General features: G+C 61.4%; 15 protein-coding genes and 1 pseudogene. 12 read left to right on the forward strand and 4 right to left on the reverse strand.

The window, feature by feature from the left end; translation table 11 throughout:
- Position 1: 1 nt before the first annotated feature.
- Together KGB07_RS15340 and KGB07_RS15345 are read right to left on the reverse strand one after the other, a co-directional pair.
- The gene (locus KGB07_RS15340; RefSeq protein ID WP_223465834.1) at positions 2-1,975 is read right to left on the reverse strand and encodes a MacB family efflux pump subunit; all 1,974 of its coding nucleotides are present in this window, start codon (positions 1,973-1,975) and stop codon (positions 2-4) included.
- On the reverse strand, positions 1,976-3,148 hold the full coding sequence (locus KGB07_RS15345; protein WP_046043152.1) for an efflux RND transporter periplasmic adaptor subunit: 1,173 nt from the start codon (positions 3,146-3,148) through the stop codon (positions 1,976-1,978).
- Positions 3,149-3,482: 334 nt separating this feature from the next.
- On the opposite strand from KGB07_RS15345, the gene KGB07_RS15350 reads away from it, so the two are divergent.
- From KGB07_RS15350 to KGB07_RS15380, 7 genes are all read left to right on the forward strand, one after another.
- Complete coding sequence (locus tag KGB07_RS15350) at positions 3,483-3,965, forward strand: sigma-70 family RNA polymerase sigma factor (RefSeq protein ID WP_317850408.1); 483 nt, start codon at positions 3,483-3,485, stop codon at positions 3,963-3,965.
- A gap of 133 nt (positions 3,966-4,098) precedes the next feature.
- The gene (locus tag KGB07_RS15355; RefSeq protein ID WP_046043149.1) at positions 4,099-5,436 is read left to right on the forward strand and encodes a lysine N(6)-hydroxylase/L-ornithine N(5)-oxygenase family protein; all 1,338 of its coding nucleotides are present in this window, start codon (positions 4,099-4,101) and stop codon (positions 5,434-5,436) included.
- 569 nt (positions 5,437-6,005) lie between these two features.
- Entirely contained in the window at positions 6,006-8,720 is a 2,715-nt protein-coding gene (gene mgtA, locus KGB07_RS15360; protein ID WP_223465835.1) for a magnesium-translocating P-type ATPase, read from the forward strand.
- A 180-nt stretch (positions 8,721-8,900) separates the two neighbouring features.
- The gene (locus KGB07_RS15365; protein ID WP_223465836.1) at positions 8,901-9,617 is read left to right on the forward strand and encodes an MgtC/SapB family protein; all 717 of its coding nucleotides are present in this window, start codon (positions 8,901-8,903) and stop codon (positions 9,615-9,617) included.
- 105 nt (positions 9,618-9,722) lie between these two features.
- On the forward strand, positions 9,723-10,124 hold the full coding sequence (locus KGB07_RS15370) for a chemotaxis protein CheY (protein WP_223465837.1): 402 nt from the start codon (positions 9,723-9,725) through the stop codon (positions 10,122-10,124).
- Positions 10,125-10,232: 108 nt separating this feature from the next.
- A complete protein-coding gene (locus KGB07_RS15375) occupies positions 10,233-10,859 on the forward strand; it encodes a response regulator transcription factor (protein WP_223465839.1) in 627 nt (208 codons plus the stop codon).
- Positions 10,860-14,087 (forward strand): transporter substrate-binding domain-containing protein, encoded by a 3,228-nt coding sequence (locus KGB07_RS15380; RefSeq protein WP_223465840.1) that lies wholly within the window; start codon positions 10,860-10,862, stop codon positions 14,085-14,087.
- 3 nt (positions 14,088-14,090) lie between these two features.
- On the opposite strand, the pseudogene dkgB reads toward KGB07_RS15380, so the two are convergent.
- Both dkgB and KGB07_RS15390 read right to left on the reverse strand, forming a co-directional pair.
- Positions 14,091-14,180 (reverse strand): annotated as a pseudogene (gene dkgB / locus KGB07_RS15385) (2,5-didehydrogluconate reductase DkgB); the annotation flags it as partial.
- A 216-nt stretch (positions 14,181-14,396) separates the two neighbouring features.
- Positions 14,397-15,305 (reverse strand): LysR substrate-binding domain-containing protein, encoded by a 909-nt coding sequence (locus tag KGB07_RS15390; protein WP_223465841.1) that lies wholly within the window; start codon positions 15,303-15,305, stop codon positions 14,397-14,399.
- A gap of 104 nt (positions 15,306-15,409) precedes the next feature.
- On the opposite strand from KGB07_RS15390, the gene KGB07_RS15395 reads away from it, so the two are divergent.
- From KGB07_RS15395 to KGB07_RS15415, 5 genes are all read left to right on the forward strand, one after another.
- Positions 15,410-16,276, forward strand: a complete 867-nt coding sequence (locus tag KGB07_RS15395) for a pirin family protein (protein ID WP_046043139.1) — start codon at positions 15,410-15,412, stop codon at positions 16,274-16,276.
- A 93-nt stretch (positions 16,277-16,369) separates the two neighbouring features.
- Entirely contained in the window at positions 16,370-17,053 is a 684-nt protein-coding gene (locus KGB07_RS15400; RefSeq protein WP_223465842.1) for an isochorismatase family protein, read from the forward strand.
- Between the two features lie 56 nt (positions 17,054-17,109).
- Positions 17,110-17,736, forward strand: coding sequence for an isochorismate family cysteine hydrolase YcaC (gene ycaC / locus KGB07_RS15405; protein ID WP_046043135.1), 627 nt, complete (start codon positions 17,110-17,112; stop codon positions 17,734-17,736).
- 223 nt (positions 17,737-17,959) lie between these two features.
- Complete coding sequence (locus KGB07_RS15410) at positions 17,960-19,402, forward strand: mechanosensitive ion channel domain-containing protein (RefSeq protein WP_223465843.1); 1,443 nt, start codon at positions 17,960-17,962, stop codon at positions 19,400-19,402.
- Positions 19,403-19,493: 91 nt separating this feature from the next.
- Entirely contained in the window at positions 19,494-19,934 is a 441-nt protein-coding gene (locus tag KGB07_RS15415) for a carboxymuconolactone decarboxylase family protein (RefSeq protein WP_046043133.1), read from the forward strand.
- The last annotated feature ends 1 nt before the right edge of the window (position 19,935 follow it).

Genomic DNA, 19,935 nt, shown 5'->3' on the forward strand with positions numbered 1-19,935 from the left:
ATCATTCACTGGTAAGGGCCGTGACCGGGTCGAGTCGGGCAGCCTTGCGGGCCGGCATGTAGCCGAAAACGACACCGGTGACCAGGGCGCAGCCGAAGGCACCCAACACCGCTATCAGGGAGAACGCGACGGCGACTTCGCTGAAAATCAGCACGCCACCGACGAGCAGCGCCAAGGCAATCCCGGTGAGGCCGCCCACCACCGAGAGCATCACCGCTTCGGTGAGGAACTGGCGCAGGATGTCGCGCTGGCGAGCACCGGTGGCCATGCGGATACCGATTTCGCGAGTCCGCTCGCGCACGGTCATGAGCATGATGTTCATCACGCCGATCCCGCCCACCAGCAGCGAAATCGCCGCAATCGAGCCGAGCATCAGCGACAGGGTGTTCTGCGTGCGCGCCTCGGCCTGGATCATCGCCGCGTTGTTGGTCAGTTCGAAATCGTGCTTGCCGTCGTGCAGGCGCAGCATCAGTTGTTCGATGGCTTTTTCGGTCTCCTTGACCTTGCGCGCATCGGCGGCGGCGATGGCGATGTACTCGGGATTGTGGGTGCCGAACAGGCGCACGCTGGCGGCGGAGTAGGGGATGGCGATGCGGTCGTCGCTGTCGGAGTCGCCGGAGCTGGCGCCTTTTTCCGCGAGCACGCCGACCACCTGGAAGGGCACGTTTTCGATCAGGATGTACTGGCCGATCGGGTTGGCCACGTCCTTGAGCAGTTTAGTCCGCACCTTGTGCCCGATCACCGCGACCGCCGCGGCGTTCTGTTCATCGGCGTGGGTGAAGTAGCTGCCTTCGACCACCGGCCAGTTGAAAATGGCCGGGAAGTTGGTGTCGTTGCCGCCGACGTAGCTCAAGTGGTCGAGGTTGCCGAATCGCACCCCGGCCTCCTGGCCGTTGACCGGCATGATCCGCATCACCTGGGGCAAGCTTGCAATTGCGGCGACCTCATCGAGGGTGACGATGCCCATGGGCGTGCGCGGGTTTGGCGCCGAGCCGCTGAGGTAGATGATGTTGGAGCCGAACGCGCCCATCTGCGCCATCACCTGGCGCTTGCTGCCTTCGCCGACGGCGAGCATCACCACCACCGAAGCCACGCCGATGATGATGCCGAGCAGGGTCAGGGCGGTGCGGAACTTGTTGATCCACATCACCCGCCACGCCGCGTGCACGGCATCGACCAGCTCGCCTTTCCAGGCGCCGGTGGCTTCGGCGCCTTCGCTCAGGCGCCTGCGCAAGTCGACGGCTTGCAGGGCGCCGGGGTTGGCCGAGTGTTGCGCGGCGGGATTGTCCCGGGTGCTGTCGCTGATGATCTCGCCGTCGCGGATCTCGATGATGCGTTTGGCCCGGGCCGCCACTTCGCGGTCGTGGGTGATGAGGATCACCACGTGACCCTGGCTGGCCAGTTCGTCGAGCAGGGTCATGACCTCGGCGCCGCTGTGGCTGTCGAGGGCGCCGGTGGGTTCGTCGGCCAGGATGATGTGGCCGCCATTCATCAGCGCGCGGGCAATCGACACCCGTTGCTGCTGCCCGCCGGAGAGTTGGTGGGGGCGGTTGCCGGTGCGCGAAGCCAGGCCGAGGCGCTCGAGCAAGGCGGCGGCGCGGGTGTGGCGTTCGGTGGCCGGTAAGCCTGCGTAGATGGCCGGCATCTCGACGTTTTCCTGGGCCGAACCGGAGGGAATCAGGTGGTAGCCCTGGAACACAAACCCGAAGGCTTCGCGGCGCAGCCAGGCCAGTTCGTCACTGTCCAGCGCCGCGACGTTTTCCCCGGCGAAGCGGTATTCGCCCGAGGTCGGGCGGTCGAGGCAGCCGAGGATGTTCATCAACGTCGACTTGCCGGAGCCGGAAGCGCCGACGATCGCCACGAACTCCCCGGCATGGATCGACAGGTCGATGCCGCGCAGCACGTGGACTTCAGGCGCGTCGCCACCGCCGTAGGCTTTGCGGATGTCCGAAAGATCGATCAGGGGCGTGTGCATTCAGCCGCCACTCCCGTCGACCGGGCCAATTAACAGGTGATCGCCCTCCTGCAGGCCGTCGAGGATCTGTACCCGCAGGCGGTCGCTGATGCCGGTGCGCACGTTGCGCTGCTCGATGCTGCCATTGCTGGCGACCACTTGCGCGGTCTGCTGGTCTGTCTGCGGGCCGGCCTGCAAGGCTGCGATGGGCGCGGTGAGTACGTTCTGCGCCTGATTGGCGACGAAAAATACCTGGGTGGTCATTTCCGCCATCAGCGCGTTGTCGGCGTTGTCGACGTCCAGCAACACGGTGTACAGCACCACGCGGGCACTCCCGCTTTTGCTGGCGCTGGCGGGGCTGCCGCCGCCCTGGCTGGTCTGGTCCAGGGGTTTGGGCGGGACGGGGAGGATTTGCCGCACGGTGCTGGTCCAGCGCCGGGTGCCGCCACTCAGGGTGGTGAACCAGGCGTGCATGCCGGGTTTGACGTGGCCGATGTCGGCCTCCGAGACCTCGGCCCACACGGTCATCGGCGACAGTTTGGCGATGCGCAGGATCAGCGGAGTCTGCTGCTGGGCATTGAGAGTCTGACCCTCGCGGGCATCCAGCGCCACAACGGTGCCGGCCATCGGCGCATAGATCCGCGTGTAGCCGAGCTCCGCCTGGTCGCTGCGCAGGCTGGCTTCGGCCTGGCGGATCTGCGCCTGGAACATGTCGACCCGTGCCTGGGTGGCGCGCAGTTCGGCCTGGGCGGTCTGCACGTCTTCTTCACGGGTGGCGCCGCCGGCGGCGAGGTTCTGTTGACGCTGGTATTTCTGCCGGGCCAGGTCGTGTTGCGCCCGCTGTTCCTGCAGCTGCGCCTTGAGATTTTCGACGGAGAAGCGCCCGGCATCGAGTTTGGCCTGTTGCGTGGACGGGTCGATTTCCACCAGCAACTGGCCCTCCTTGACCACGTCACCGACCTCCACGTGGATCTTGTGGATCTGCCCGGAGGCCTGGGCACCGACGTCGACATAGCGCCGCGGTTGCAGGGTGCCCAAGGCCGTGACGCTGCTTTCAATGTCGGCGCGGCTGACCTGGACGGTGGCGAACCCGTCGCGGCCCGGCGGGATGAACTGCCAGGCGGCGATGGCAGCCACGGGGATCAGACAAAGTGCTGCAAGCAGGGCGCGTCGAGTCTGTCGGGGACGTTTCATGCAGGGTTCCGGCCTAGGAAAATCGGCCCGTCGTTCAGCGGCGGGACGATGGCTGAACGCTGCCGGCTAGGCCGGACAGGGACGGGGAGCTGTCCTGTAAACGATGAACCGGGCGGGAAATTTAACCAGCGACACAAGGTGTAACATCTGTAGGAGCGGTGTACAGCCGCTAGACCATGACTATTTATCGGGCAAGGCGACGCAGTACTTTAAATCTATATGAGAATTACTATAAATTACGCGACTCGAACTGCCACTATCGTGCCACTGTGTGATTCAGCAGTCGCCGAACCGGCTCAAGGACAGAAACCGCACCCCCGTGCGGACGGGAGTCATGTTGGAAAACTACTATCGCGAACTGGTGTGTTTCCTGAACGCCAGGCTGGGCAACCGTCAGGTGGCCGAAGATGTGGTGCATGACGCTTACCTGCGGGTCCTGGAGCGTTCCAGTGATACGCCGATCGAGCAGCCCCGGGCATTCCTTTATCGCACCGCCCTCAACCTGGTTATCGACGACCATCGACGCAACTCCCTGCGTCAGGCCGAACCCCTGGACGTGCTCGACAATGAGGAGCGCTATTTCACCCCTTCGCCGCAAAACGTGCTCGATCATGGCCAGCGCCTGGAAATGCTCCAGTGTGCCCTGGCGGAGTTGCCGAGGTTGTGCCGCGAGAGTTTCCTGCTGCGCAAGATCGAAGGCCTGTCCCATCCGCAGATTGCCGAGCAACTGGGCATTTCCCGGGCAATGGTCGAGAAGCACATTGTCAACGCCATGAAGCACTGCCGTATACGCATGCGACAGTGGGACGCCCAGTGATCCTGCGCGGTTAAATTTTTTTTCACGGTCCTCGTTCCTACTCAACAGACGACCTGTTGTGCGGCCCTTGGTGGGTCAGGTCACTTAGGTTCAATGCCCCGCCTTTGAGGGGAACATCCAGAGGACACTGGAAATGACACAGGCAATTGCTTCGCCCCTCGTTCACGACCTGATCGGCGTCGGTTTCGGCCCGTCGAACCTGGCACTGGCCATCGCGCTGCAAGAGCGCGGGGCGAGCCAGGGCAATCTGGATGTGCTGTTCCTCGACAAGCAGGCCGACTACCGCTGGCACGGCAACACACTGGTGACCCAGAGTGAGTTGCAGATTTCCTTCCTCAAGGACCTGGTGACCTTGCGCAATCCGACCAGCCCTTACTCGTTCGTCAATTACCTCAAGGTCCACGGGCGCCTGGTGGATTTCATCAACCTGGGCACCTTCTATCCGTGCCGCATGGAGTACAACGACTACCTGCGCTGGGTCGCCGGGCAGTTCACCGCGCAAAGCCGCTACGGCGAAGAAGTGCTGACCATCGAGCCGGTGCTGCACAACCATCAGGTCGAGGCGCTGCGGGTGATTTCCCGCGACGCGACAGGGCATCAACAGGTGCGCACCACCCGTTCGGTGGTGGTCAGCGCCGGTGGCACGCCACGCATTCCCGAAGTGTTCAAGGCGCTCAAGGATGACGGCCGGGTGTTCCATCACTCCCAGTACCTGGCGCAGATGGCCAGGCAGCCGTGCGTGGACAACCGGCCGATGAGCATTGCGATCATCGGTGGCGGGCAGAGCGCGGCGGAGGCCTTCATCGATTTGAACGACAGCTTCCCGTCGGTGCAGGTGGACATGATCCTGCGCGGCTCGGCACTCAAGCCGGCCGACGACAGCCCCTTCGTCAACGAAGTGTTTTCGCCGGAGTTCACCGACCTGGTGTTCCAGCAGCCCGACAGCGAGCGCGAGCGACTGGTGAACGAGTACCACAACACCAACTACTCGGTGGTGGACATCGATCTGATCGAGCGCATCTACGGCATCTTCTACCGGCAGAAAGTCTCGGGCATCGCCCGTCATGCGTTCCACACCCTGACCACCATCGTAAAAGTCACCGCCAACGAACGGGGCATCGAACTGGTGTTGCGCAACAACGCCACCGGCGAAGTCTCGGTGCGTCACTACGACGCCGTGGTGCTGGCTACCGGTTACGAGCGGCAGATGCACCGCAAGCTGTTGGCACCGCTGGAAGAGTACCTGGGGGATTTCGAAGTCGATCGCAACTACAAACTGATCACCGATGAACGCTGCAAGGCCGGCCTCTACATGCAGGGCTTTTGCCAGGCCAGCCATGGGCTGAGCGACACCTTGCTGTCGATCCTGCCGATTCGTGCCGATGAGATTGCAGGCTCCTTGTATGAGCATGGCAAGCATCGCGGGCAGGGGCGGTCGGTGGTGGATTTGTTGTTGGCGACGGCTAGCTGAGTTCATCGGCGCTTGTCAGACCGCCATCGCGAGCAGGCTCGCTCCTACATTTGTCCTGCGAACACAGGTCCATTGTAGGAGCGAGCCTGCTCGCGATGGGGCCTGAAAGAACACCGCAAATATTGATTCCTGAACCCTTCCTGAAGAACCCCGCGATTCCCCCTGCAAGGTTTTGTAACGGGTTTACTCTCCAGACATCGGGGCGTAAGCTTCGCGCGTTTTCATCCATTACGGAGACCCACAGTGGGTACTTGTTCGAGTGACAGTTGTCGGCCGGTCTCGGTAACCGGCATTTTCTCGGCAAGATAACGCGCAGTCTCCTGTGCCGTTGTCTCGCCGACAAGCGAGCAGCGGCATCCCGATCATGGCCAGTCCTGGCCGTGTCCCGACGTCCCTCTCATCGACGCTGAACAGTGCGTGGTTTCGACTTTTTTGTCGTGCCGCCGCTCTATCGACACGCCTGTCATTCGTGACCGGCGTGCCAGGCCTTGCTTTGCCGGTTGTTCCGGCGGAAGAGGCGTGGACCTGCCTGCTCGACGGTTTCCCGGCTGACCAAAGGGGCACCAGCCATGAAACTTACCCTCAAGGAACTCTTCGCAGGCTTCCTGCGTAACCGCCACATCGCCCGGCACTTTCGTCGCCTGGCGTTGCTGGAAACCTTCACTGACACCACGGTCAGCCGTGAAGTCCCGCCCACCCTGGCGCAAACCCTGGTGGCTGCTGCCGGCAGCGATACGGGTCAATTGCTCGACGCCCTGGGCAGTCACACCGACGGCTTGAGCGAGTTCGAAGCCGATGCCCTGCGCGAACAATTCGGCCTCAATGAAGTCGAGCACGAACAGCCGCTGCCGTGGTGGACGCACCTGTGGCACTGCTACAAGAATCCGTTCAACCTGCTGCTGACCTTGCTGGCGGTCATCTCCTGGCTGACCGAAGACATGAAAGCCGCCGTTGTGATTCTCTCCATGGTGGTGCTCTCGACCTTTCTGCGTTTCTGGCAGGAAACCAAATCCAACCAGGCTGCCGATGCCCTCAAGGCCATGGTCAGCAACACCGCCACGGTGATGCGCCGCGACCTCGAAGACCGCGGCGCGCAGCGTATCGAATTGCCGATCAGGCAACTGGTGCCGGGCGACCTGATCGTGCTGTCTGCCGGTGACATGATTCCCGCCGATTGCCGGGTGCTCAGCGCCAAGGACCTGTTCGTCAGCCAGGCGGCCATGACCGGCGAATCGATGCCGGTGGAAAAGTTTCCCCGCCAGCAGGACCGCGACACGCAGAACCCCCTGGACCTGGACAACATTCTGTTCATGGGCACCAACGTGGTGTCCGGCACGGCCATGGCGGTGATTCTCACCACCGGCAACAGCACCTATTTCGGTGCCCTGGCCCAGCGCGTCGGCGCCACTGACCGGGCGCCGACTTCGTTCCAGACCGGGGTCAACAAAGTCAGCTGGCTGCTGATCCGCTTCATGTTCGTGATGGCGCCGCTGGTGTTGTTCATCAACGGTTTCACCAAGGGCGACTGGACCGAAGCGTTGCTGTTCGCGCTGTCGATTGCCGTGGGCCTGACCCCGGAAATGCTGCCTATGATCGTCACTTCGACCCTGGCCAAGGGCGCGGTGTTCCTGTCGCGCAAGAAAGTCATCGTCAAACGCCTCGACGCCATCCAGAACTTCGGCGCCATGGACGTGCTGTGCACCGACAAGACCGGCACCCTGACTCAGGACAAGATCTTCCTGGCGCGCAACGTCGACGTCTGGGGCAACGACTCCGATGACGTGCTGGAAATGGCCTACCTCAACAGCTACTACCAGACCGGCCTGAAAAACCTTTTGGATGTGGCGGTGCTCGAACACGTCGAGATCCACCGTGAGCTGAAAGTCGGCACGGCGTTTCGCAAGGTCGACGAGATCCCGTTCGACTTCACCCGCCGGCGCATGTCGGTGGTGGTCGCCGAGCGCGATCAACCGCACCTGCTGATCTGCAAGGGCGCGGTGGAAGAAGTGCTGGCGGTGTGCTCGCGGGTGCGCCATGGCGAAGTCGATGAAGCCCTGACCGAAGAACTGCTGGCGCGCATCCGCCAGGTCACGGCCACGTTCAACGCCGAAGGCCTGCGGGTGGTTGCGGTGGCGGCACGGCCAATGGTCGAAGGCCGCGACACCTACAGCCTGGCCGATGAACAGGCACTGACGCTGATCGGTTACGTAGCCTTTCTCGATCCGCCGAAAGAAAGCACCGCGCCCGCCCTCAAGGCTCTGGCCGCCCATGGCGTGGCGGTGAAAGTGCTGACCGGCGACAACGAACTGGTGACGGCGAAAATCTGCCGCGAAGTCGGCCTGGAACAGCAAGGCCTGCTGATGGGCAACGACATCGAACGCATGAGCGATGCCGAGCTGGCGAAGGCGGTGGAGACCACCAACGTCTTCGCCAAACTGACTCCCTCGCACAAGGAGCGCATCGTCCGTCTGCTCAAGGGCAACGGCCATGTGGTCGGTTTCATGGGCGACGGTATCAACGACGCCCCGGCCCTGCGCACCGCCGACATCGGTATTTCGGTGGACAGCGCCGTGGACATCGCCAAGGAAGCGGCCGATATCATCCTGCTGGAAAAGAGCCTGATGGTGCTGGAGGAGGGCGTACTGGAAGGGCGCCGGACCTTCGCCAACATGCTCAAGTACATCAAGATGACCGCCAGTTCGAACTTCGGCAACGTGTTCTCGGTGCTGGTGGCCAGTGCGTTCATCCCGTTCCTGCCGATGCTGCCGATGCACCTGCTGGTGCAGAACCTGCTCTATGACATTTCGCAGATTGCCATCCCGTTCGATAACGTCGATGACGAAATGCTCAAGCAACCGCAGCGCTGGCAGCCGGCGGATGTCGGGCGCTTCATGCTGTTTTTCGGACCGATCAGTTCGATCTTCGACATCACCACGTTCGCCTTGATGTGGTACGTGTTCGATGCCAACACTCCGGATCACCAGACCCTGTTTCAGTCCGGCTGGTTCGTGGTCGGGCTGCTGACCCAGACCCTGATCGTGCACATGATCCGCACGCCGAAGATCCCGTTCCTGCAAAGCCGCGCGGCCATGCCGTTGCTGGTGATGACGGGACTGATCATGGCCGTGGGGATTTTCCTGCCGATGGGACCGCTGGCCCATTACTTCAAATTGCAGGCGTTGCCGTCGCTGTACTTCGTGTTCCTGCCGGTGATCCTGCTGGCGTACATGGCGCTGACCCAGGCGGTGAAGGGGTTCTACATTCGCCGGTTTGGCTGGCAATAAAGCCGCCAGCATGATCTTTGTGGCGAGGGAGCTTGCTCCCGGTCGACTGCGTAGCAGTCGCAAAACCGGCGAGCGAGGTTTGCTGGAGGGACCGCATTGTCAGGTTTTGGGGCCGCTTCGCTGCCCAGCGGGAGCAAGCTCCCTCGCCACAAGGGTTGTGTGTTTTTCCAGGAGTTTCATATGCAAGCCATCAACAACCTCAACCTGAGCTCCCTGCTCGACACCCTGGTCAGCCTCAGCGCGGCCTTCATCCTCGGTGGCCTGATCGGTTTCGAGCGCCAGTACCGGCAGCGCACCGCCGGCCTGCGCACCAATGTGCTGGTGGCGGTGGGCGCGGCGATTTTCGTCGACATGGCCAACCGGCTCGCCGGTGCCGAAGGCGCCGTGCGGGTCGTAGCATACGTGGTTTCCGGCATCGGCTTTCTCGGTGCCGGGGTGATCATGCGCGAAGAGGGCAATGTGCGCGGCCTCAATACCGCCGCCACGCTGTGGACCTCGGCGGCAGTCGGTGCCTGCGCCGGTGCCGACCTGCTGGCCGAGGCGCTACTTGGTACCTTGTTCGTGCTGGCGGCAAACACGCTGCTGCGGCCGATCGTCAACAACATCAACCGTCAGCCGCTGGATGTGATTTCGGCGGAAGTCACCAACATCGTCTATGTCATTGCCCGACGCACGCAGCAGAAAAGCGTGCTGGCCTTGCTCGAAGCCGAACTGGAACGCAGCAACTATCCGGCCAGCGATGTCGATGTGCACGCTTTCGGCACGGATGAAATTGAAATCGAAGCCACCCTGGCCACTACTTCGGTCGATGGTGATGAACTGGATGCGCTGGTGGCACGGATTTCGACCTCGACCCTGGTGGTGCAGGCGTTCTGGAGTCCGAGTACCACGGAGTAAAGTCAGATTAACCGGCATTTATTTAGGAATATTCCTACATAAACCTAGGAAGGTCTTCCGTAGGCTTTGCGACCTCTTGAAACCGACATCCTTTTGGAGGTCACCATGCCGAACAAATCCTTGCGCATCCTGATCGCCGATGCGCAGCACTTCAACCGCCTGCGGATCGAGCGGCTGTTCAATCAGCTCGGCTACTTTCGCGTGGCACCGGTGCAGAGCCTCGAAGAGCTCCTTCCACTGGTGGAGTACGGTTGCGAGCCTCTGGACCTGGTGCTCATCAATGGAGCGATGGCCAACGAAGGGCTGGACCTGTTGAATTTCTTTGCCGACAACCCGCAGGTTCATTACGCCTTTATCTTCAATGAACAGCAGACGCCGTTGCCGTCAGTCGTGGGTAACGTCCAGGTCAGCCAGGCCGCCCTGCCTGACCTGGCGTCCATTACGCAGCTGATGAGCGCCGTCGATCGGCGCCTGCCGTTCGTCGGAACTGTCATTTCTGTCAGGTAGTACTTTCCAGCCTTCCATGCAAAAGTCTATGCGCAGCGTTGTGCCCAACCGCTGCGGTGCCTGGAGGGCATTTTTTGCCCGATCGTGTTGTTTTGCACGGGAGTTGTCATGAAGTCAGCACTGATTGTGGAAGATCATCCGGTGGTTCGCTCCATGATCAAACTCGTACTCAAGGGCGAAGGGTTCAAGCAGGTTTACGAGGCCTCCCGTGGCGATGAGGTCCTGGCGTTGATCCGGGAGCATCAACCGGATGTCGTGCTGCTTGACCTGGGTCTTCCCGGTGTGGCGGGGCTTGAGGTGATGGACCGTATCAAGGCCGAAAACACGCGATGTCGCGTGGTGGTGTTCACTTCACTGGAGGCCCAGTTCTATCAGGACCGCTGCATGCGTGCCGGGGCTGTTGCCTACGTTTCCAAGAGCAAGGACCTGGATGACCTGAAGGCGGCGGTGAATTCCGTGATGGCGGGCTACACCTATTTCGCCCAGATTCCCTCGAGCTCCGTGTCGATGGGGGAGTTGCAACGTAGTGAAAAGCAGTTGATCGACAGGCTCTCCAATCGTGAGTTGACCATTCTGCAGTACCTGGCCCGGGGTTCGAAAAACCTGGAAATCGCCGAGATCATGCACCTGAGCTACAAGACCGTCAGCACCTACAAGACCCGACTTACCCTCAAGCTCAACGTGAGCTCGTCGGTGCACTTGAGGGATTTCGCCCTGCGCAATCATCTGATCTGAATGAACGCACTCCGACGACTGGCGGGTGGGGTGCTGATCGGCCTTCTTCTCTGGGCATCGACGGTCTGTGCACAACAGTCGTTGACCCTGTTGGGGCGCTCGAGCGTCGAAGGCCTGAGCGTCAGGTTCTCGCAAACCGAGTCGCGCTGGCTACAGCAAAAGGGCCGATTGGTGCTGGCAGTCTCGGCGCCGGACTATCCCCCCTTCGAGTTCAACACGGCGGGCAAGGTATTCGAAGGCGTGACAGCCGATTACGCCGGCTTGCTCGAACAATTGTTGAACGTCGTCATCGAGGTCCGACGTTATCCGTCGCGGGCCGACGCGGTGCTGGCCATCAAGGAAGGGCAGGCGGACCTGCTGGGAACGGCCAATCGGTTTGAAGCCGAAGATCCGCAGCTACAGATGTCCAGCGCCTACGCGGTCGATCAACCGGTGCTGGTCACCCGCACCGATTTCCCGCCGGTGCTCGACCCGACACTGGCCGGCAAACGGCTGGTGATGCTGTATCACTACTTGCCCGAATACAGCGTGCAACAGTTCTACTCCAAAGCGCAGGTCCAGCTGTTTCCCTCGACACTGGCGGCGATGGGCGCCGTGGCTTTCGGCCAGGCCGATGTCTATCTGGGCGATGCGATCAATGCCCATTACCTGATCAGCAAGAATTACCTGAACAACGTGCACCTGACGGACTTCTCGCCCATGGAGTCCGGGCGTTTTGCCTTTGCGATGGCCCGCGACAACGATTCGCTGTTGCGCATCGTCAACAAGGCGCTGGCGGCCATCACCACCAATGAACAAATGAACATCCTGCGTCGCTGGGGGGCGAACGGGGTGTCTATCCCCGGCACCCAGTCATTGCAATTGAGCGTGGCCGAACAACACTGGCTCGAACGCCACCCGCGGGTGAAGGTCGCGATCAACGAAAATATCCCGCCGATTTCATTTGTCGACAGCGAAGGCAAGTTTCGCGGTATCGGCATCGATGTACTGGCGAAAATCAGTTTGCGCACCGGACTGCAATTTGACATCCAGGGCATGAAGTCGGTGGCCGAGATGATGACCGCCATCAAGAGCGGGCAGATCGATGTACTGGCCGGTATCGGCCTCAGTTCCCAGCGTGAGGATGAATTGCTGTTCACCCGGTCGTTCCTGAGCAGCCCTTCGGTGCTGGTGACCCGCGTGGACACGGATGGCCCCAGGACGCTGGATGACATGGCGGGAAGGACGCTGGCGCTGACCCGGGGCAACATTGTCGGCGAGTACCTTCGCCAGCATTACCCGCTGATCCAGCTGGTGGATGCGCCCCTGTCGACGGATGCCATGGAAATGGTCGACCAGGGCAAGACCCAGGGCGGCATCAACTCCTTGATCAGCGCCCGTTACCTGATTTCCCGGCAGTATCGCGATCGCCTGCAAGTGACCAGCACCGTGGGCACCGACCCTGCACGAAGCACCCTGGCGACCGGTCGCGAGGCCACCGAGCTGCATTCGATCCTGGACAAGGCGCTGTTGAGCATCCCTCCCGAAGAAATTGACGAGCTGACCCAGCCCTGGCGCTACGACTCGATGGTCGAACAGAGTTACTGGTTGCGACACCGCCAGGCAATCGTGCAGGCATTTGCGGTGGCAGGCGTCTTGCTGTTGCTCGCGTTGGTCGGGATCGTCTGGCAGCGGCGGCAGATTCGCCAGCGTCAGCAATTGCTCGGGCAATTGCAGGAAGCCAAAGACGCGGCGGACGAGGCCAACCGGGCCAAGACTACTTTCCTGGCCACCATGAGCCATGAAATCCGCACGCCGATGAACGCCTTGATTGGCATGCTCGAACTGGCACTGAAACGGGCCGATGAAGGGGAGACCGACCGCGCCGCCATCGAGGTGGCGTCCGATGCCGGGCAACAGTTACTGGATTTGATCGGCGATATTCTGGACGTCGCGCGGATCGAATCCGGGCATTTGTCGCTGGCGCCGGAACGGGTCAATCTGCACGCGCTGGTGACGTCGGTCTGCCGGGTTTTCGAAGGGCTGGCGGTGCAGAAGACTCTGCAGTGGCGGGTCGAACTCGACGAACACAGTGACTGCGATGTGATGCTCGACCCGACGCGCTTCAAACAGGTGCTGTCCAATCTGCTGAGCAACGCGATCAAGTTCACCCGGGAAGGCCAGGTGAGCCTGACGTTGCGGGTGCGACCTCAAGCCCCGGCGCACCTCGCCATCAGCGTACGCATCGAAGACAGCGGCATCGGTATCAGCGCTTTCGACCAGCAACGCCTGTTCCGCCCGTTCGTACAGGCGGGCAATAGCCAGCAGAGTGCCCGGCAAGGTTCCGGCCTGGGCCTGGTGATCAGTCGTACCCTGTGCGAAATGATGGGCGGGCAGTTGCATCTCGACAGTGAGCTTGGGCGCGGCACGCGGGTGGACGTCAGCCTGGTGCTGCCTGCCCTGCAAGCGTTACCCGTGGGGGGCAAGCCCCTGGATCCGGCGCAGCTCACGACCCGGGCGTTGTCGATTCTGGTGGTCGACGATTATCCGGCCAATCGCCTGTTGCTCTCTCGACAGCTGAGCTACCTGGGCCATCGCGTGGTGCTGGCCGAAGACGGGGCGCAGGGGCTTGAACAGTGGCGCGGGCAAGGGTTCGATCTGGTCATCACCGACTGCAACATGCCGCAGCTCAGTGGTTATGAATTGGCGGGTGCGATACGTGAGCAAGAGCGGGTGCAGGGGCTGTCGTCGACGCTGATTCTGGGCTTTACCGCCAATGCACAGGCCGAGGAGAAGGCTCGATGTCAGGCGGCGGGCATGGACGATTGCCTGTTCAAACCCATTCGCCTGGTGGATTTGCAGGCGTGGCTGGCCCAGCGGTTTTCCAACGCACCCTCAACGGCAATCGACGATCCTGGCATCGCCGAGTTCGATTTGAGCGGGTTGGAGCGTTATGCGGATGCGGACCGTGAGCTGATCGATCAACTGTTGCACGATCTGGCGCTGAGCAACCGCGAGGATCGCGTGCATTTGCTCGCCTTGCACGCTGGCGGCAATCGCCCGGGCTTACAGGAACTGGCACACCGGATCAAAGGCGGGGCGCTGATGGTGCGAGCGCTCGCCCTGGTCGAGTGTTGCGAACAACTGGAGCAGGCGTGCAATGACGGCCGCGCAGCAATGATCAACGAAGCCGTCGACCAGTTGCAGCAAGCCATGGCCCGCCTGGACCAGCGTCTGGAGCAGGACTGAGACTCAATCCCAGTTCGGTGCGATGCCTTTCGGGCTGGTCAAGCGGTGGCCGCGATCCAGCGTTGCGATCAAGGCCATGGTTGCATTGGGAATGGGCGGCAGTATCCGCGCCTGCATCCGTGAGAAAAACCGCTGGATCGGCAAAGCAATGTTTACCGCAAGTCAAGAATCGGGGTAGGAAGATGTGTTGATGGTGTCTGGTCTGACGCCATCGCGAGCAGGCTCGCTCCCACATTTGGAATGCGTTCCCCCTGTAGGAGCGAGCCTGCTCGCGATAGCCATCACTCGGTCCAAAGCCTTACCCCGCCCTCAGGCAATATCACTACGACTGAATTCCTCCCCGAGAAAATCGATCAACGTGCGCACCGAAGGCAGCAAGCCTCGGCGTGAGGGGAAGATCGCGTGGATGACACCGCTCTTCGGTGCCCAGCCCGGTACCAGTTCCACCAGTTGCCCGGTAGCGATTTCATCGCGCACCACCACACTGGGCAGGTGCACGATGCCGATCCCGGCGAGCGCCGCATGGCGCAAGGCCAACAGGTCGTCGGTGACCATGCGCGGGGCATGCCGGATCATCGCGGTGCTGCCATCGGCACCGAACAGTTCCCACTGATATTCGCGCTGTGCCGCGCCCCAGTGCAGGCTCGGCAAGCCGCTGAGGTCGGCCGGGGAGGCCGGTGTCGACAGGCGAGATAAAAAGATCGGGCTGCCAACCACGCTCTGGGTGCTGTTGCCCAGCACCTTCATCACCATGTCGGTGTTCTCCAGCGGCGGAAAACGTACCCGCAGGGCAATGTCGAAGCCTTCGTGAATCAGGTCGACCCGGCGGTTAGTGCTCTCGATGAACAATTCCACCAAGGGGAACTTGAGCATGTAGCGGGTCAGCATCGGCCCGACCCAGGAATTGAGCAGCGCCGTCGGGCAACTGACACGCACCAGGCCCTGGGGCTCAGAGCGGTTGCGCTCGATCAGTTCGGCGGCGCTTTCCGCCTCCACCCGCATGGCCAGGCAGCGCTGGTAATAGGCCTGGCCGATTTCCGTCAATGAACAGTGCCGGCTGGTGCGGTGCAGCAGGCGCACACCGAGGCGTTCTTCGAGTTCGGCAATGCGTCGGCTGAGCTTGGACTTGGGCATGTCCAGTGCCCGGCCGGCCGCGGCGAAACCGTGATGCTCCACCACCTGGGTGAAGTAGTAGAGGGTGTTGAGGTCTTCCACCATCGTTCTCCAAATAGAACGCTAAAGCTGATTTTTGCAGTCTAGCGCAGCAATGGTCACGGTTTTAAGCTTTGTCCATGGCTTCACTCACCTCATCAGGAGACACCATGAAAAACATCATCGGTATCTACACCAGTCCACGGACCCATTGGGTTGGCGACGGTTTTCCGGTTCGCACGCTGTTTTCCTACGACAACCTGGGCAAGCACATCAGCCCGTTCCTGTTGCTGGATCACGCCGGCCCCGCTGAGTTCACCCCGACCGGCGAGCGACGGGGCGTTGGTCAGCATCCTCATCGTGGCTTCGAAACCGTGACTATCGTTTACAAGGGCGAGCTGGAGCACCGGGACTCCACCGGCAGCGGCGGCAAGATCGGCCCCGGCGATGTGCAATGGATGACCGCGGCCTCGGGGATCCTGCATGAAGAGTTTCACTCCGAAGGTTTCGCCAAGAGCGGTGGCACCCTGGAGATGGTGCAACTGTGGGTCAACCTGCCGGCCAGGGACAAAATGGCCGACCCCGGCTACCAGACGATTCTCGACCGTGACATCCCGAGCATCGCCTTGAAGGACAACGCCGGCAGCCTGCGCCTGATCGCCGGTGAGTTCGACGGCCACAAGGGCGCGGCACGCACCTTCACCCCGGTCGACGTGTGGGACATTCGTTTGAATGCCGGCAAGTTGCTCACCCTGGATCTGCATGAAGGGCGCAACACCGCACTGGTGGTGCTGCGCGGCACGGTTCAGGTCAACGGCCTGGAATCGGTGCGCCAGGGGCAACTGGCCCTGTTCGACCGCAAGGGCGATCAATTGACCCTCGAAGCCAGCGAAGACGCGGTGGTGCTGTTGCTCAGCGGCGAGCCGATCGACGAGCCGATCGTCGGTCATGGGCCGTTCGTAATGAACACCGAGCAAGAAATCCACCAGGCCTTCGCCGACTTCCAGTCCGGCCAGTTCGGCCGGATGCACGCTTAATTCGCAGCGCTTCAACACCCGACTCTACACAGGATGAGTAGGCCGGTTTTCAGGCCAGGGATGGCTGTTGCCCAAAAGAAAGAGGAAACGCACATGAACACTGTCTACGCGGCCAACTTCAACGGCCAGAAACCGACCATCGACCCCAATGACAGCGCGATGCTGTTGATCGATCACCAGAGCGGACTGTTCCAGATCGTCAAGGACATGGACGTGCCCCAACTGCGCGCCAACGTCATTGCCCTGGCCAAGGCCGCGACCCTGCTGAAGATGCCGGTGATCACCACCGCTTCCGTTCCCCAGGGGCCGAACGGGCCGTTGATTCCGGAAATCCACGAGGCCGCACCCCATGCGCAGTACGTGGCGCGCAAAGGTGAAATCAACGCCTGGGATAACGCGGAGTTTCACGCGGCGGTCAAGGCCACCGGCAAGAAAACCCTGGTGATCGCCGGCACCCTGACCAGCGTGTGCCTGGCGTTCCCGTCCATCGCCGCTGTGAATGAAGGCTACAAGGTGTTTGCCGTGGTCGACGCCTCCGGCAACCACTCGAAACTGGCCACTGATCTGACCGTTGCCCGTCTGGCCCAGGCCGGGGTGGTACCGATCGACATCATGGCTACGCTTTCTGAGCTGCAAGGCTCGTGGAACCGTCCGGATGCCGAGCAGTGGGCCGCTGTCTACGCCCAGGCCATGCCGCATTATCAATTGCTGATCGAGAGTTACCTCAAGGCCCAGCAAGTGGCGAACGAACACGAGGCGCTGGACTCCCAGCGCTGACCGGTGACCCCACGCCGATTTTCATTCGGCATCGATAACATGCGAGGACTACTGCAATGACTACTTCCTACAAACGTCTGGACAAGGACAACGCCGCGGTTCTGATGGTTGATCATCAGGCGGGCCTGCTGTCACTGGTACGCGACATCGACCCGGATCGCTTCAAGAACAACGTGCTGGCCCTGGCCGACCTGGCCAAGTACTTCAAGCTGCCGACCATCCTCACCACCAGTTTCGAAACCGGTCCCAACGGACCGCTGGTGCCCGAACTCAAGGCACTTTTTCCGGACGCGCCGTACATCGCTCGCCCGGGGCAGATCAACGCCTGGGACAACGAAGATTTCGTCAAGGCGATCAAGGCCACCGGCAAGAAACAACTGATCATCGCCGGTGTGGTAACCGAAGTGTGCGTGGCGTTCCCGGCGCTTTCGGCACTGGCCGAAGGTTTTGACGTGTTCGTGGTCACCGACGCGTCCGGCACCTTCAACGAACTGACCCGCGAATCGGCGTGGAACCGTATGACCGCTCAGGGCGCGCAACTGATGACCTGGTTCGGCCTGGCCTGTGAACTGCACCGCGACTGGCGCAACGATATCGAAGGGTTGGGCACGCTGTTCTCCAACCATATTCCGGATTACCGCAACCTGATGACCAGCTACAGCTCGCTGGCCAATAGCAAGTAACTTCGGCATCACGCATCCCCCCCCCTGTGGGAGCGAGCTTGCTCGCGATAGCGACCTGACAGTCAGAACATCAGTGACTGTTTTGCCGCCATCGCGAGCAAGCTCGCTCCCACAGGTTTTTTGGGTGTCCTGCCTGACGTGTTCCTCCTGCCAAATCAATTGCTCCTACACTATGGCCAATCCATGCGATCTTCGCGTTATTGACCCTGGCTGGAGTTGCTTGATGCTGTCATTGCTCACCGAACACCCGTTGATTTGCGCGATGGCGCTGATCCTGATCGATCTTGGGTTGTGGTACTTGCTCAGTGCCGTTGGCAGCGCCTGGCGGCTGTTGGTACGGGTGGTTATTTTTTCGTTGTTCAGTCTCCTGCTGTTCAACGAAGGCCTGAACCCGATGGAGCCGCCGCCCTGGGCCGACAACGTGCCGCTGCACCTGGCGGCCACCGGCTTGCAGATCGGCTGGTGGTTGTTCGGTGCGCGGACCCTGACCGTGCTGATCGGCGCGGTGATGATGCAACGGGTCGGTCATACCGGGCGATTGCTTCAGGACTTGCTCGGTGCGGTGATTTTCCTGATCGCGGTCATTGCCGCCCTGGCCTATGTACTGGATCTGCCGGTCAAGGGCGTGCTGGCGACGTCCGGTGCGTTGGCGATCATCGTAGGCCTGGCCTTGCAAAGTACCCTCAGCGATGTGTTCTCCGGAATCGTCCTGAATACCACCAAACCCTATCAACTGGATGACTACATCTCCATCGATGGCATGGAGGGCCGGGTCACCGACATCGACTGGCGTGCCACGCGCCTGCAGACCTCCCAGGGTTGCATGGCGGTCATACCCAACTCCCTGGCAGCCAAGGCCAAGATCATCAATTTCAGTCGGCCGAGCGATATGTTCGGCATCTCCGTTTCGTTGGAAGTGAGCCCCCACGCGCGGCCGAACACGGTGATCGAAGCCCTGGAGCGGGCCATGCAGGGTTGCCGTGCGCTTCTGGATACCCCGTCGCCAAGCGTCGGCCTGAAAAACGCCAGCAACACCGGAGCGGTCTACGAAATCAGCGGCTTTGTCGCGTCGATGGATGAGAAACGTTCAGCGCGCAATCAGCTATACGACCTGGCCTACCGGCACTTGCAGGCGTCCGGGGTCAATTTGTTGTCGAGCGTGGAGCCCAATCCACCGGTCAACTTGACACGGCCGCGGGCATTGCTCGACAGCTCGCCGATTTTTTCCACTTTGCGTCAGGAAGAGAAAGACACGTTCAGCCAGAACATGACCTTGCAAACCTTCCGCGCCGGGGAGGCGATCCTGGAAGCGGGGGAGATCAGCGATCACTTGTACATCATTGAGTCCGGCGTGGTCTCGGTGACGCTGATGCGCCACGGAGCACCATTAGAATCCGGCCGCATGGGGCCAGGGGAGGTGATCGGCGAGGCGGGTATTCTGACCGACAGCGCGCTGCCTGCGCAGTTTACCGCCAAGACCTTCTGTGGCCTGTACCGCATCGAAAAGTCATACCTCAAGCCATGCCTGGATGCCCGTCACGACATCAGCGATGCAATGAAAACCTTGCTCGATTACCGGCTGCACAAGGCAAAAACCCTCACTCAGGACCTGCCGGTGGCGGAGGCGAAAAAGGGCTTTTTGCAGTGGTTGCGCAATCGGGTTTGAATGGCCTCCTCGACTTCTGAAGGATTGGCTATTTGTGCAGACCGGTCGTGGGACTAACGTAGTGACACACCCACTTGCCCTGGAGCACGCCATGAAAACCCGTATCGATTTCTACACCGCTTCCCCTGATGCCCTCAAGGCGATGATCGCCCTGGAAACAGCGGTGTCGAAGCTGCCGCTGGAAAAAAACCTGATCGAACTGGTCAAGCTGCGCACCTCGCAAATCAACGGCTGCGCCTTCTGTCTGGACATGCACAGCGCCGATGCACGCAAGGGTGGTGAGTCCGAGCGTCGCCTGGCGACACTGTCGGCCTGGCGCGAAACGCCGTTCTTCACCGAGCGTGAACGCGCCGCACTGGCCTGGACCGAATCCCTGACCCTGATCAGCCAGACCCATGCCCCGGACGAAGACTATGAACTGGCTACCGCCCAGTTCGATGCCAAGGAAATGGTCGACCTGACCGTCGCCATCACCACCATCAACGCCTGGAACCGCCTGGCGATCGGCTTTCGCAAAATGCCTCAGGCCTGAC

It is taken from the genome of Pseudomonas sp. GL-RE-26 (assembly GCF_019956275.1).
In the GTDB taxonomy this organism is placed as follows: Bacteria; Pseudomonadota; Gammaproteobacteria; order Pseudomonadales; family Pseudomonadaceae; genus Aquipseudomonas; species Aquipseudomonas grandcourensis.

Coding starts and splice junctions, on each gene's coding strand:
- KGB07_RS15340 (WP_223465834.1), bottom strand. CDS start 1,975: ATGCACACGCCCCTGATCGATCTTTCGGACATCCGCAAAGCCTACGGC.
- KGB07_RS15345 (WP_046043152.1), bottom strand. CDS start 3,148: ATGAAACGTCCCCGACAGACTCGACGCGCCCTGCTTGCAGCACTTTGT.
- KGB07_RS15350 (WP_317850408.1), top strand. CDS start 3,483: ATGTTGGAAAACTACTATCGCGAACTGGTGTGTTTCCTGAACGCCAGG.
- KGB07_RS15355 (WP_046043149.1), top strand. CDS start 4,099: ATGACACAGGCAATTGCTTCGCCCCTCGTTCACGACCTGATCGGCGTC.
- mgtA (WP_223465835.1), top strand. CDS start 6,006: ATGAAACTTACCCTCAAGGAACTCTTCGCAGGCTTCCTGCGTAACCGC.
- KGB07_RS15365 (WP_223465836.1), top strand. CDS start 8,901: ATGCAAGCCATCAACAACCTCAACCTGAGCTCCCTGCTCGACACCCTG.
- KGB07_RS15370 (WP_223465837.1), top strand. CDS start 9,723: ATGCCGAACAAATCCTTGCGCATCCTGATCGCCGATGCGCAGCACTTC.
- KGB07_RS15375 (WP_223465839.1), top strand. CDS start 10,233: ATGAAGTCAGCACTGATTGTGGAAGATCATCCGGTGGTTCGCTCCATG.
- KGB07_RS15380 (WP_223465840.1), top strand. CDS start 10,860: ATGAACGCACTCCGACGACTGGCGGGTGGGGTGCTGATCGGCCTTCTT.
- KGB07_RS15390 (WP_223465841.1), bottom strand. CDS start 15,305: ATGGTGGAAGACCTCAACACCCTCTACTACTTCACCCAGGTGGTGGAG.
- KGB07_RS15395 (WP_046043139.1), top strand. CDS start 15,410: ATGAAAAACATCATCGGTATCTACACCAGTCCACGGACCCATTGGGTT.
- KGB07_RS15400 (WP_223465842.1), top strand. CDS start 16,370: ATGAACACTGTCTACGCGGCCAACTTCAACGGCCAGAAACCGACCATC.
- ycaC (WP_046043135.1), top strand. CDS start 17,110: ATGACTACTTCCTACAAACGTCTGGACAAGGACAACGCCGCGGTTCTG.
- KGB07_RS15410 (WP_223465843.1), top strand. CDS start 17,960: ATGCTGTCATTGCTCACCGAACACCCGTTGATTTGCGCGATGGCGCTG.
- KGB07_RS15415 (WP_046043133.1), top strand. CDS start 19,494: ATGAAAACCCGTATCGATTTCTACACCGCTTCCCCTGATGCCCTCAAG.